The organism is Paenibacillus sp. FSL H8-0048 (assembly GCF_038002825.1).
GTDB lineage: Bacteria > Bacillota > Bacilli > Paenibacillales > Paenibacillaceae > Paenibacillus_AQ.
On sequence record NZ_JBBODF010000001.1, the window covers coordinates 6,364,758 to 6,378,583 of the forward strand.

The window sequence follows — 13,826 nt, forward strand, 5'->3', positions numbered from 1 at the left end:
TTTCAAGACATTTGCTGTAATATGGAGAAGTGTATCATAAGAATATGAACTCTACGAAAAGAAGGTGGTTTCATGAAAGTCCGTTCCCCGCTGTTGCTGCTGCTCCTGATCCTGTCAGGCTGCTCCTGGCACAGCACCGAATATAGTCAGCCGCCGTCTTCACCGCAGAGTACAACCCCTCACTTCGATGTTAAGGAAGGCAAATATGATCCTCCGGTAGACCTGTATACGGTCGGCTCCGTGAACCCCAATCTCAATTTCATCAAAGGGGAGAGCCTGGAGCACAACGTACATACAGCCTGGGCCGAGAAGCGGCTTGGCATCCGTATCCGTTATCTATGGACAATCTCCGGCACCTCAGAGACCTACGCCAACAAGCTGAGGCTGGAGCTGGCCAAAGGCAATATGCCCGACATCGTAACGACCAGAGATGCCGATATTATCCAGGAGCTGATTGATTCAGGGCAATTCATGGAAGTCGGCGACCTGTTCGAACAGCATGCGTCCGAGGTGTGGAAGAAGGCTGTTGCCGAGGATGCTTCGGCATGGGACCCCTTCGTGCGCGGCGCGCACAGGTACGCTATTCCCATTATGGATTATGAATATAACTCCGATCCGCTGCTCTGGGTCCGCCAGGATTGGCTGGACAAGCTTCATCTGAAAGCACCAAAGACCCTGGATGAGCTGGAGCAGGTCATGGATGCCTTCGTCAACCGGGACCCGGACGGCAACGGGATCAAGGATACCTACGGTCTGTCGGCCGGATTCCGCAACGGCCCCAGTACCTGGATGGGAGACAGCAGCTGGGTGTTCGGCGCCTATGGAACGGTTCCTGAGCAGTGGAACCGCCGGAGTGACGGCACCCTGGAGTACGGCTCCGTCCAGCCCGAGGCAAGGAAGGCTGTCCAGCTCATGAAGCAATGGGTACAGCGCGGTTATTTGAGCGCTGACAGTGCCTGGCTGGATGAAGAGGGAGCGGCGAACCAGTTCATCTCCGGCAAGGCGGGTATCATTGCCGGACCCTACTGGATGGGTGGCTGGCCCCTGTCCTCCTTGGCCAAGAGTGACGCCAAGGCGCGTGTCCGGGCAATTGCCATCCCTTCAGGACCGGGCGGCCTCACTATGAGAAGAGGGACCCTGCCTGTTAACGGTGCCATTCTGATCAATAAGAAGATGAAGCACCCTGAGATCTTTTTTACGTATCAGAATTATTTGTTCGATTCATATGCTACCTCGACTGGTGAATTCGCTCATGGTCTTGCAGAGGGCTATGACTTTACCATGGCGGGCGGCCAGCCGAGCGCACAGTCTCCGGCGCTGCCGCTGGGCGGCATCCGCGTAGCCTCGTACACGCTAACCTTCGACGGGGCCCGGATTCCCTCCGGCGTCATCCGGGAGATCCCGAAGGACATTGCTCCTGTGCTGCTGGGCCAGAAGGAGGCTTCCCGCAAGGAGCAGTTCACGGGACCGCCGACAGCGACGATGCAGCGCGACGGCGAGCTGCTGAAGAAGCTGGAGCAGAAAAGCTTCATCAAAATCATCTTCGCGGACAGCCCGCTTGAAGAATTCGACGAATTCGTGCACAAGTGGAACACCTACGGCGGGCTTACTGAAACCCTGGAGGTCAATGCCTGGGACCGCAGCAGCCGCTAGTTGCCGCAGGGACAAGAAACCGCCTCAATAAAAGGCGGTTTCTTGTCGTAGATACACATGGGGCTCCTGCTAACGTACCAGGCGGCCCCAATAATTCTGTTCCCCCTGTGCTGCATTCTTCTATATATCGTACAGAAGGGCGGCTGCAGCCGCCATAACAATGTGGCGATTGGAATAACAAATATTGAAGATAATCCGCTATGATCCGCATTGACAAAAGGACCCCGGCGGATGCCGCTTGCGCATCGCCGGGGTCCATCACCTGCCTGCAAGTTAGTTGCCTGTGAATTTCAGCCAATCGTAATAGGCGTATAGCGGGTTCGCCCCGTTATAGGAACCGAGCCAGGAATCTACTCCCGTTCCGTTCCAGAGGTTCATCATGATTTTACCGGGCCGGGAGGGGATGTTGCTGGTGGCCGTATGCTTCAAGACCCCGTCTACATACCATTTAATATAACCCGGCTGCCAGTCGAAGGCGTACGTGTGGTAGCTCTGGGAAGCATCAAAGCCAAGATTGACAATCTTCTCATGGCCGCCAACGCCATTGGTGTAATAGTTGAACTGGACCTTGGTGGTGTCCTTGCCGAGGAACTCAATATCGATCTCATCCCAAGGCGTCCCGTCTGAAGGCCCGGTGTAGGTGAAGAAGGAGGAGACGATCCCGCTGTTCTTGGCCGGCTTCATGCTGACCTCATATTTGCCGTAGCCGTACTTGTAGACAGAGCGGTATTCCGCGCCGTCAAATTTATTATTGCTGGGACTGGTCAGGGCCAGACGAAGCTGTCCGCCGCTGGTGAATGAGATGTTATTCGCACGCCAGGTACAGTTGAACATGGAGCCATTCGAGTATCCGTCTGCTTTTTGCCAGGTTGCGGGGTTGAAGTAAGTCAGAGGCTCATCAAAGACGGTGGCCGCCGAAACGGACGGAGCTCCTGTCAGCAGACCGGCAAGCAGCAGGGTCATTCCTGCACCGAATAACTTGTGTAGCTTTCTCCTCATATACAATACCCTCCTCAATAATGTAAGCGTTTTACATTATGATTGTAGCGAACCTTGAACCCCGGCACTATACCAACCTGCGAACTAAAATAACAAAAAACCAATTTTTTGCAGAGCAGAGTATTTCATTCCCCTCCCACACATACTAATAGGGCATGATGGTTAAGGGCTGTACACGTTCAGGAGGGAGATTATGGAGGAGTGGTTCCGCAGTAAATGGCTCCGCTGGATGACCGGCGTGCTGCTCTCACTGATTATTCTATATTTCGTCTGGCTGCTCCGTCCGATGCTGAATGGGGTATTCCTGTTTCTAAAAGCGATCCTGGCCCCGTTCCTGGCCGCCATGATTATCTCCTATGTACTGAATCCGGTGGTCACTATGCTCTCCAGAAGAAAAATGCCGCGCAGCGTAGCTGTCTTGCTGATCTATGCGGTGTTCCTGACCTCGCTTGCGGTGATTCTGATCAACCTGATCCCGATGTTCATTGAACAGCTGGAAGAGCTGAATGAGCATCTCCCGGAGATGACGCTGCACGCGCAGGGGCTGATGAAGGGCATGAATTCCAGACTGATTCCGCCCGGGGTGGAGACGGGAATGAATAACTGGTTCTATCAGCTGGAGAACCGCCTGGCCGAAGGCATCTCCCACTTCCTTAATAATATCGCTTCGACCATTGGCGTGCTGTTCAACGCATTCATTGTGCCTTTTCTCGTGTTCTATATTCTGAAGGACTTCGAGGTGTTCGAACGGATGGTGGTATCCTGTCTGCCCCGTTCGCGCCGCAAGTCGATTGTGATGCTGTTAAAAGACATTGATGAAGCGCTCGGCAACTATATCCGCGGGCAGTTTCTCGTCTGTATCATCATCGGCGTGCTCGCTTATATCGGATACGCAATTATCGGCATGCCTTATGCGCTGCTGTTCGCCTGTGTGGTCGCGGTGTTCAACATTATTCCGTATATGGGTCCGTTTCTGGGGGCGGCTCCGGCTATTGTAATGGCTTCGACCTTGTCATGGCGGCTTGTCCTGCTGGTGGCGGTGGTGAATACCCTGTGCCAAATGCTGGAGAGCAACGTGATCTCTCCTCAGGTTGTAGGCCGGAAGCTGCATCTGCACCCGCTGTTGATCATCTTCGCGCTGCTGGTCGGGGGGGAGACCGCCGGAATGATCGGATTGATTCTGGCCGTGCCCTTCTTCGCCGCCGCCAAGGTGGTCATTCAGCATATCATCGGCTATTACATCCGCAGAAGGCCGGCGTAGAAGCGGCAGCCGATCCCGCCACCGCTTCAGTTATATGGGCAATGGCGGCTTCTTCGCCGTGACTTCATGTGAAAGGATTGACTGTAGATGTATCTTTTGGTTATAATGTGGTGAATATTACGATAAGAAGAGTTATCATAGCAGTGCGATGAAGAGGAGTATTAATTCGTGAGACCGTTATTGCAGAGAGCCGGCACCTAAGGTGCGAGCCGGTTAACGGGCCGCAGTGAACTCACCTCCGAGTAATGGCGCAAGCCGCAGGTTCCTTATAGGGGGCATGCGAGTGAACCGCCGTCGGCTCACCCCCGATACAGGGTGTCAAAGTGAGTGCCGGGCAAAGAATGTCCGCGCTAACTAGGGTGGTACCACGGGAATTCAAACCTCTCGTCCCTAGCGATTATACGCTAGGGATGGGAGGTTTTTTTGCTGTAATAGGAAACTATAGTTTCCTGTTGCTGTGAAAAAGGTGTGTGTGAATTTGTGAATAAGAGTTCTTGGAAGGTTTCGTATAATGACTATGTTGCTGAATGTGACTGAAGTTCTGGTTAAAACCGAATACAATCGGCTGGTATAGCGGCATACGGCCTGAATGTATGTGAAAAACAGCATACATTGTGCTCGAAATGAGGCATATGGACCAAATGTATGTGGAAAACGGCATACATTGTGCTCGAAAGCAGGCACGCGGCCTGAATGTATGTGAAAAACAGCATACATTGTGCTCGAAAGCAGGCGCATGGCCTGAATGTATGTGGAAAACAGCATACATTGTGCTCGAAAGCAGGCGCATGGCCTGAATGTATGTGGAGAACAGCATACATTGTGCTCGAAAGCAGGCACGCGGCCAGAATGTATGTGAAAAACAGCATACATTGTCTTCGCGCAAAGGTATACTTATTCATCTGTTCGGATGATTTTGTCCCCGTTTGCCCGGCGAATCATGGGCGGCTCTTGGGCTTTGCTGTTCCGCCGGGTGAACAGATGATGTTAACCTAAGTTACAGAGAAACGGAACGGAAAGAAATTTTGGAGCTGGAGAAATCTTCGCCTTTATTCTCGGATTTCTACCGCTATATGATTGAACAAATATATGATTGAACAAAAAAATTAAGTTAAAGGAAAAGTGGCGGAGGGGAATTTTGGAACTGGAGGAGCGGCAGCGACCGCCTTAAAGCTTTCCGTAGGAAAGCTCACTTCGGAAGCATCAGCTGTCTACGGATTTCAACCGTTATAACGGTAACAAATCATGAAATCTGTAGACAACAGCAGCCGGAAGTCCAAAACTTCTCTGGAGTCACGGTAATTCCAAAACATAAAAACATTAGTTCAATCTATATAGAAGCGGATCAAATCAAGAAATCAGAGAATAACAGCGACCGGAGGCCCAAAACTTTCTTGTAGTGGAGACTAATCTCTTAACTTTTTAAGACAGTAGCAGTATCACCTAATACAGCAACACTCCAAGGAGGAGCACAAGATGAGCGACAATATTGGATACCGCGCCCAGACCATCGAGCCGAAATGGCAGAAATTCTGGGACGAGAACAAGACCTTTAAGACCAGTGAAGAAGCAGGCAAGCCGAAGTTCTACGCCCTGGATATGTTCCCGTATCCTTCCGGCGCAGGGCTGCACGTAGGCCACCCGGAAGGGTATACCGCCACCGACATCGTGTCCCGCTTCAAGCGGATGCGCGGCTACAACGTGCTGCACCCGATGGGCTGGGATGCCTTCGGACTTCCGGCTGAGCAGTATGCCATGGATACCGGCCAGCATCCGCGTGACATTACCTTCAAGAACATTGATAACTTCCGCCGCCAGATCAAGTCGCTGGGCTTCTCCTACGACTGGGACCGCGAGATCAGCACGACCGATCCGGGGTACTACAAGTGGACGCAGTGGATTTTCATCCAGCTCTATAACCGTGGACTCGCTTATGTAGCCGAAGTATCGGTGAACTGGTGCGAGGCGCTGGGAACCGTTCTGGCGAATGAAGAAGTCATCGACGGCAAAAGCGAGCGCGGAGGCCATCCCGTCGTCCGCAGACCGATGCGCCAGTGGATTCTGAAGATTACCGAATACGCCGACCGCCTGCTGGAGGATCTGGAGGAGCTGGACTGGGAAGAGAGCATCAAGGATATGCAGCGCAACTGGATCGGCAAATCGACCGGCGCTGAGGTGACCTTTGCCATTGAGGGGCATGAGGCTGTGCTTGAAGTGTTCACTACCCGTCCTGATACCCTGTTCGGAGCAAGCTATTGCGTACTCGCACCCGAGCATAAGCTGGTGGATGCTATTACCACGCAGGAGCAGAAGGCCGCCGTTGCCGAATACCGCGATAAGGCTTCCCGCAAGAGCGATCTGGAACGCACGGATCTGGCGAAGGAGAAAAGCGGTGTGTTCACTGGCGCGTATGCGATTAATCCGGTGAACGGTGCACAGGTGCCAATCTGGATTGCCGACTACGTGCTGGCCGGCTACGGAACCGGAGCGATTATGGCCGTTCCGGGCCATGATGCCCGCGACTGGGAATTCGCCAAGCAGTTCGGCCTGAACATTATCGAAGTGGTGCAGGGCGGCAATATCGAAGAAGAAGCTTACTCCGGCGACGGTCCGCATGTCAATTCGGGATTCCTCGACGGCCTGTCCAATACAGAAGCGATGGCTCAGATGATCGCCTGGCTGGAAGAGAAGGGCAGCGGCAAGGGCAAAGTGACCTACCGCCTGCGCGACTGGCTGTTCAGCCGCCAGCGTTACTGGGGCGAGCCGATTCCGATTCTGCACCTGGAGGACGGCACGATGAAGACCGTGCCTGTGGATCAGCTACCGCTGGTTCTGCCGGATGTGGATGCGATCAAGCCATCGGGCACCGGTGAATCTCCGCTGGCGAATGTGACCGAGTGGGTGGAGACGGTTGATCCCGAGACCGGCATGAAGGCCCGCCGCGAGACCAACACTATGCCTCAGTGGGCCGGCAGCTGCTGGTACTACCTGCGTTATATCGATCCGCACAATGATCAGGAGCTGTGTTCACCGGAGAAGCAGAAGGAATGGCTGCCGGTTGACCTGTACATCGGCGGAGCCGAGCATGCGGTGCTTCACCTGCTGTATGCCCGCTTCTGGCATAAGGTACTCTATGATATCGGCGTAGTCGATACCAAGGAGCCGTTCCACAAGCTGGTCAACCAGGGAATGATCCTGGGGAACAACAACGAGAAGATGAGTAAATCGCGCGGCAATGTCATTAACCCTGATGAGATCGTGGAAGCTTATGGGGCAGATACCCTGCGCGTTTATGAGATGTTCATGGGGCCGCTGGAGGCCACCAAGCCTTGGAATGAGAAGGGCGTTGAAGGCATTCACCGCTTCCTCTCCCGCGTATGGCGCCTGTTCGTGAATGAAGACGGCAGCCTCAGCGCGAAGATTACAGAGGGCGGCGGCACGGATGGATTCAAACGCACCTGGCATAAGACGCTGAAGAAGGTCACTGAGGATTTCGAGCTGCTGCGCTTCAATACGGCGATCAGCCAGCTGATGATTTTCATCAATGATGCTTATAAGCAGGAGAGTCTGTCCAAGGAAGCTGCTGAACATTTCGTGCAGATGCTGTCCCCGCTGGCACCGCATATTGCCGAAGAGCTGTGGGAGCTGCTGGGCCATGAAGGAAGCATCAGCTATGTTGCCTGGCCGTCTTATGATGAAGCCTTGACCGTAGATGCTGAGGTTGAGATCGTGGTGCAGGTGAATGGTAAAATCGTCCAGCGCGCACTGATTCCGGCGGATATGGGCCAACAGGAGATGCAGGACCACGCTCTGGCCCTGCCGAATGTGAAAGCGGCCGTCGAAGGCAAAACCGTACGCAAAATCATTGCCGTTCCCGGCAAGCTGGTAAATATCGTAGTGGGTTAAGCGAAGAACGCAATTCTGCCCGCAGCAACGGAGGGTTCCGTGCTGCGGGCTTTCTTGGTTTCGGGCACTTTCTGCGGAGGTGTAAGGGACTGCTGATTGCTATATGGAGGAAATAGCCTTCATAATGGATACATTTTGCTAGCGGTCGAGCCGGCTCTGGGCGATGCTGCCGAGTCCGAACAGCTCGTCGAGCTTTTCCACATCCTCATCGTACTTGTCATGTGTGGTGGTAATCAGGCGTTCAAATACCCCCTCCAGACTGGTCTGCAAGTGATTGAGGGCTTGCGCGGTAATACCCCCGCGGACGGCAACCCGTTCCTGCAGCTCCTGCGGGGTGAACGAGCCTTCGGTCAGCAGCTTACCCGTACCCAGCAGCATCTCACCCGCCAGCCGGGTGACCAGGGCTTCGTCGATGCCGGTTGCTTCAACAGCCGCTTCAATCCACCGCTCCAGGAAATAGCTCAGAAAGGCCGGACCGCAGCTGGAGAAATCTGAGGCAATCCGCGTATGACCTTCTGGAATTTCCTCAGGAACTCCAATGCAGGAGAATAACTGGAGCAGCAGCAGCCTGTCTTTTTTATTTAATCGGCTTCCGAAAATGCATAGCGAACTCCCGCCTCTGACGGAATGGGTGATGCTGGGAATGATTTTGGCGACCTTGGAGGGCAGGACCGATTCCAGATGGTAGAGCTGCACAGGGCTTGTAATAGATACAACGATCTGGTCGCTGCGCAGATAAGGGGCGACCTCATCGGTTACCCGTTTGAACTGCAAAGGCTTGACGCACAGGAACACGAGGTCGCTCTCTGAGGCGGCTTCAATGTTGCCGGAGCATATCGTAATTCCGGGATGAAGCTTCTTCAGCTCCATCAGCCTGCCCGGGCTGCGGTTGCTGGCCATCACATCACATGGATCAAGGGCTCCCGACCGAAGGAAGGTGTCGATCAGCAGACTTCCCATGCTGCCTGTTCCGATAAATCCCACTTTCATCCTGTGGTACCTCCTTTCTTATGCTGCTGGCTTACAGGAATACTCTTCGTTAAGTGTATGCAGGCCGGACTTGGACCAATGACAGGTTTTAACCGGATTTTTGAATAAAATTCCAGTTTGATGAGGGAGGACAACCTGATGGATAGAAGAATGATCATCTGCGCCATCACCGCAGCGCTGCTGGGCGGCGGTCTGGTGTGGGCCGCAGACCACAGAGCACAGGATGCCGGCATCGCCGGATGGTCGACGCTGAACGCCGGAATGGCGCAGTCGCTGGGAGTGGCGGCTGAAGGTGAGGCCAGCAGTGCAGCCGCCGGGGCTGATGGCGGGAGTGTGACAGCAGTTAGAGCGGGGAGTGGAAGTGCTGGCGGGAATCAGGCTGGTGGCAACGCTGCGGGGAATGGAGCGGCAGGTGGTGCGGTCACCGGTGGCGGAACGGCAGGGAGTGGAGTGGCTGGCGGGAGTGTAGCAGGTGGCAACGCTGCGGGGAATGGAGCGGCAGGTGGTGCGGTCACCGGTGGCGGAGCGGCAGGGAGTGGAGTGGCTGGCGGGAGTGTAGCAGGTGGTAATACAGCAGCGGGGAGTGGGAGTACTGGCGGGAATGATGCAGGCGCGGCGGGTAGCGGAGTTGTTGACGGTGCGTCTACCAGTGGCGGAACGGAAGGCGCTGGAACGGTGAGTGCTGGGATAGCGGGTGCGGGCGCGGCGGATACTGGAGTGGCCGTAGGAGCCGCAGAAAGCGGCGGTGCAAGTGGCGCAGCGGCTGTAACAGTAGAAGCCGCTGGCATTGCAGCCCCGGCAGCGGCTGACGGCCGGATTAATGTGAACACTGCCGACATCAAGCTCCTGATGGACCTGCCAGGCATTGGAGAGAAGAAGGCGCAGGCGATTATCGACTACCGCAGCAGCAAGGGAGCGTTCCGCAGCGTGAAGGAGCTGGGCAAGGTGAAGGGCATCGGCCCCAAGCTGCTGGAGAAGCTGAAGCCGCTGGTGACTTTTTAAGGCTGCCGTCCTGATTGTATACGAGTAATCTGTCTGCCATGGGAAGCAGTTGGATTTCATACACTTAATAAATCTCTAACGTTTCCCTGACGAACAGTAAGTGGATTTAGGGCATCTAATTTGGACCGAATGCGCAGAATCAGCGATTTGTAACGAAAGAAGTGTAGTTTTCCACTTAACGGGCTTCATTCTCAGAGCATGGGCCTAGGCAAAGTAAGTTTCAACTGCACTCTGTACATTAGATTAGCCATAAATCTGCCTGGAAACTGAATCTGCTGCACTTCGTACATTAGAATTCTGCAAAAGAGGGTCTTTGGATACTAAATGAGAGAAGAGAACCAATTGTATGAAGTGCAGCAGAACGTTACCTAGGCGCTGTGAATGCCATTTCTATTATATGAAGTGCAATCACCCCTGCTCTGGGGATGAGCACATGAGGTGTAGAAGTGGCTGGACGGGAAATCTGAGCGAGAGTCAGGGGAAATGTACGTTGTTGCGTACTATCAATATCCTAGTGAAAACGCAGCCAGGTATGCTACAATAATGAACAACTATTTAGAGAAAGTGGAGATTGCTGATGACTGTGGCTTACCGCAAGAACTGGGATACATACTTCATGGATATTGCCTGCATGGTCTCCACCCGTTCGCGCTGTCCCCGCCGCCATGTCGGTGCGGTGCTGGTGCAGGGGAAGAAGCTGCTGGGTACGGCCTATAACGGTGCACCGATGGGCGTTCCTGACTGCTCGGAAGCAGGCTGTATGGTCTCTGAGCAATACGAGCGTGAACTGGTTGACGGTGTAGAGACAATGGTTAAAAAGCAGCGCTGCATCCGCACAATCCATGCCGAGCAGAATCTGCTGCTGTTCACCGACCGGAGCGACCGGGAAGGCAGTACGGTGTACGTGACGGATGAGCCGTGCTGGACCTGTGCCAATATGCTTGCTAACAGCGGGATCGTGGAGATCGTCTACCTGCGTCCTTACAAGAAAGACATGGAGAAGGTGCAGGCGATGCTCTCCTCCAAAGGAATCGTGTTCCGCCAATTGGAGAACTACGAGCCGCCTAAGGAAACAATGATTTCGATATCTGAGTAACGGCGTACAACGGCAGGATTCAATGTTAGTTCGAGTGAACAAGATCCCGCTAGAATATGGACTGGCCCCAGGGGAAGAACCTCTGTACACGCATGTAGTATGCGTATGCAGAGGTTTTTTGGCGTCTAGAGCTAATAGGAAGGAGAGATAATCATGAACAGAAGGCCGTTATTAAGCTTCACGGTTTGCTGGGTGGCGGGAATTGCCGCAGGTTGTCTGTTTTCTGGCCGCAGTCTGCTGTTCTGCCTCGCCGTTATGCTGTTGCTGCCTGTAGTCTGGGCGGTGAGCGGCGGCATACGCTGGAGGGCGGCAGCGGTGTTGGTTATGGGATTGATTGTGTCGGCCCTATACTGGGAATATAGTGAGATCCGGAATGTGAGTCTGTTGCCTGAGGTGCTGGGGCAATCGGTGAGCGAACTGAATGAGGCTTATATAACAGCCGCAGGCGTTATTGCTTCTCCGGTGGAGCGGGACGGGGATAGGGTTGATTTTGTCGTGAAGCTGTCCGGGATCAGGCTGCATCAGCAAGGGAAACAGTCTGCCGCAGAAGTGGAGGAAGGCGAGACGGCAGCGGGAGCGGTGGGGAGTGACCCTGAAGGTGAATGTGTAATCGTACAGCTCAAGCTCCAGGAGAAGAGTGAAATTGCGGTGGCTGCGCAGTGGCAGCGGGGAGACCGGGTGGTCATCGAGGGGGAATTAATCCAGCCCCAGATAGCGCGCAACTTCGGCGGATTCGACTACCGTGCCTATCTGCTCACCCAAAAGATTCACTGGCTGCTAAAAGGAACGGGAACAGCCAGTGTAACCGTTAACCCTCAAGTCTCGTGGGAGCCGTCCACGATTCTGCGCTGGAATGATAAGGCAAGATCTGTGCTCGGTGCAGAAATGAGCCGCTTATTTCAGGAGCCTCATGCGGGTTATATGAAGGGTCTTGTCATCGGCATCCAAAAGGAACTGGACCCGGAGACCTTCAGACAGTTCTCGCAGCTCGGGCTCACCCATATCCTGGCCATTTCGGGGATGCATGTGGCGGTGTACGTCGGAGTGATCCTGGTTCTGCTGCGCCGCTGCCGCTTGACCAGAGAAACCGCACTGACGGTGACCCTGCTGCTGGTTCCTGTCTATGTGCTGCTGTCCGGGGCCGGACCGTCTGTGATCCGCGCCGGGATCATGAGCATGATTGCCCTGCTGGCGGCAAGGCTGGGCATGCTCAAGGATGGACTGAATATTCTGGCCGCATCCGCTCTGATGATGCTGGTCTGGAATCCTTATCTGCTGCTTAGTGTCAGCTTTCAGCTGTCTTTTCTGGTGACGGCCGGACTCATGGTGTATACACCGCTCGCTGCGCCGCTATTCAGGCGGTTACCGGGCTGGCTGGGCAGCAGCCTCTCGGTAACGATTATTGCTCAACTGGTCTCGTTTCCGCTGACAATCTATTATTTCAACCAATTCTCGCTGTTATCCGTTGCGGCCAATCTGCTCTTGGTTCCCTTCATCACCTTCCTGGTGCTGCCACTGGGAACACTGGCGCTGCTCCTGGGGAGGGTCTGGAGTGCAGCTGCACTCCTGACTGCGCAGCTTGCGGAAATACTGAATAATATCACTTTTGCGGCAGTAGAGTGGGTGAACGGGTTCACCTCCGGGGTGTTGATCTGGGCTTCGCCGTCAATCCTGTGGATCTGCCTCTACTACTGCCTGTTATATGGTTTGTTACACATGTTGAAACGGAGGACTGAGGCCAAGCTTGTTCCCCAGTTCATGGACGATGAGACCCGCCCGCTGGCTGAGCTGGAGAGGCCGGAACTGCCAGGTAACATCCGTGGCAGAGCTGAACGCAATGACGTTCTGAACTCTGCGGGGGCTGCGAACAGCGGAAGAGCCGCGCGGGCCTTCCAAACCTATCCGCCGACTGGAGCTACGCGCTGGAGCAATTCCGCAGCGATACTGTGCGCTGTAGGCCTGACCATTCTGCTCTACAAAGGCTATAACGCCGAGGTTATACGCGATGGCTCCGGTTCCATCAGCTACCTGGATATAGGGCAAGGAGACAGCAGCCTGATTACTACACCGGGCGGAGCCCATATCCTGGTGGACGGCGGCGGGACCGTGAGCTTTGGCAACCGGGAGGAATGGCGTATCCGCCGCAGCCCGTTTGAGGTCGGGGCAAAAACGCTGCTGCCGCTCCTGAAGCAGCGGGGTATCCACCGGCTGGATGCGGTTATCCTGACACATGGCGATCAGGATCATGCCGGAGGATTGCAGGCGGTGCTGGAAGGTATGCCGGTATCGGCGCTGCTGTTCAACGGAACATTAGCAGATACTGAGCCCTACACCAAGCTGATGACGACTGCGCTGGACGCGGGTGTCCGGCTGTATCCCGTACAGCAGGGCATGACGCTGGCCCCGGACGAGGCCACGCGGCTGAACTTCCTCTGGCCGGAGCTTCCAGCGGATGGACAGACCCTGCCGGAGGAAGTGGAGGACCAGAACCACGAATCGGTGGTGTTCCGGCTGGAGATGAACGGCCGGAGCTTTCTTTTCACAGGAGATATGGATGAGGCGGCAGAGGAAGCGATCCTGCGGTCCGCAAGTCAATCCGGGATTAAGCAAGTCAGCCCCATTGACGTCCTCAAGGTCGCCCACCACGGCAGCAAAACCGCCACCAGCGCAGACTGGCTCGCCTTCTGGAAGCCCAGTGCTGCTGTAATCTCAGCCGGCGTGAATAACCTGTACGGACATCCGCATGGGACCGTGCTGGAGCGTTTGGCCGTTACCGAAGCAAGCGTCTACCGGACGGATCAGCAGGGGGAGATTCAGTTGAGAGTCCGTAGCGAAGGGATAGCAGTGAGATACAGACTGGGAGACAAGGAGTAAAATTAAATTCTTGAAAATACGTAGTAAACTAAATCAACAAAAAGA

At 54.7% G+C, this 13,826-nt stretch carries 8 protein-coding genes; 6 read left to right on the plus strand and 2 right to left on the minus strand.

The features are described 5' to 3' along the window. The first annotated feature begins 72 nt into the window (after nucleotides 1–72). Nucleotides 73–1,653, plus strand: a complete 1,581-nt coding sequence (locus NSU18_RS27635; protein ID WP_341150553.1) for an extracellular solute-binding protein — start codon at nucleotides 73–75, stop codon at nucleotides 1,651–1,653. A 273-nt stretch (nucleotides 1,654–1,926) separates the two neighbouring features. On the opposite strand, the gene bglS is transcribed toward NSU18_RS27635, so the two are convergent. Continuing rightward, nucleotides 1,927–2,616 carry a beta-glucanase gene (bglS, locus tag NSU18_RS27640; protein WP_036732455.1) on the minus strand — a complete coding sequence of 230 codons (690 nt, stop codon included), beginning with the start codon at nucleotides 2,614–2,616 and terminating at the stop codon, nucleotides 1,927–1,929. Between the two features lie 229 nt (nucleotides 2,617–2,845). Between bglS and NSU18_RS27645 the strand changes: the two genes are divergently transcribed. Next, nucleotides 2,846–3,913, plus strand: coding sequence for an AI-2E family transporter (locus NSU18_RS27645; protein WP_341017397.1), 1,068 nt, complete (start codon nucleotides 2,846–2,848; stop codon nucleotides 3,911–3,913). 1,476 nt (nucleotides 3,914–5,389) lie between these two features. Then, a complete protein-coding gene (gene leuS / locus NSU18_RS27650; RefSeq protein ID WP_341017398.1) occupies nucleotides 5,390–7,819 on the plus strand; it encodes a leucine--tRNA ligase in 2,430 nt (809 codons plus the stop codon). 138 nt (nucleotides 7,820–7,957) lie between these two features. Here the strand turns inward: leuS and comER are convergent, their stop codons facing one another. Next, the gene (comER, locus tag NSU18_RS27655) at nucleotides 7,958–8,809 is read right to left on the minus strand and encodes a late competence protein ComER (protein ID WP_341150554.1); all 852 of its coding nucleotides are present in this window, start codon (nucleotides 8,807–8,809) and stop codon (nucleotides 7,958–7,960) included. Nucleotides 8,810–8,947: 138 nt separating this feature from the next. On the opposite strand from comER, the gene NSU18_RS27660 reads away from it, so the two are divergent. From NSU18_RS27660 to NSU18_RS27670, 3 genes are all read left to right on the plus strand, one after another. Beyond that, on the plus strand, nucleotides 8,948–9,811 hold the full coding sequence (locus NSU18_RS27660; protein WP_341150555.1) for a ComEA family DNA-binding protein: 864 nt from the start codon (nucleotides 8,948–8,950) through the stop codon (nucleotides 9,809–9,811). Between the two features lie 577 nt (nucleotides 9,812–10,388). After that, complete coding sequence (locus NSU18_RS27665) at nucleotides 10,389–10,907, plus strand: deoxycytidylate deaminase (RefSeq protein ID WP_341017401.1); 519 nt, start codon at nucleotides 10,389–10,391, stop codon at nucleotides 10,905–10,907. Nucleotides 10,908–11,060: 153 nt separating this feature from the next. After that, entirely contained in the window at nucleotides 11,061–13,781 is a 2,721-nt protein-coding gene (locus NSU18_RS27670; protein WP_341150556.1) for a ComEC/Rec2 family competence protein, read from the plus strand. Nucleotides 13,782–13,826 lie beyond the last annotated feature (45 nt).

Bases quoted from the DNA above. Each gene is read 5' to 3' on its own strand.
- NSU18_RS27635 (WP_341150553.1), top strand. From the start codon at position 73: ATGAAAGTCCGTTCCCCGCTGTTGCTGCTGCTCCTGATCCTGTCAGGC.
- bglS (WP_036732455.1), bottom strand. From the start codon at position 2,616: ATGACCCTGCTGCTTGCCGGTCTGCTGACAGGAGCTCCGTCCGTTTCG.
- NSU18_RS27645 (WP_341017397.1), top strand. From the start codon at position 2,846: ATGGAGGAGTGGTTCCGCAGTAAATGGCTCCGCTGGATGACCGGCGTG.
- leuS (WP_341017398.1), top strand. From the start codon at position 5,390: ATGAGCGACAATATTGGATACCGCGCCCAGACCATCGAGCCGAAATGG.
- comER (WP_341150554.1), bottom strand. From the start codon at position 8,809: ATGAAAGTGGGATTTATCGGAACAGGCAGCATGGGAAGTCTGCTGATC.
- NSU18_RS27660 (WP_341150555.1), top strand. From the start codon at position 8,948: ATGGATAGAAGAATGATCATCTGCGCCATCACCGCAGCGCTGCTGGGC.
- NSU18_RS27665 (WP_341017401.1), top strand. From the start codon at position 10,389: ATGACTGTGGCTTACCGCAAGAACTGGGATACATACTTCATGGATATT.
- NSU18_RS27670 (WP_341150556.1), top strand. From the start codon at position 11,061: ATGAACAGAAGGCCGTTATTAAGCTTCACGGTTTGCTGGGTGGCGGGA.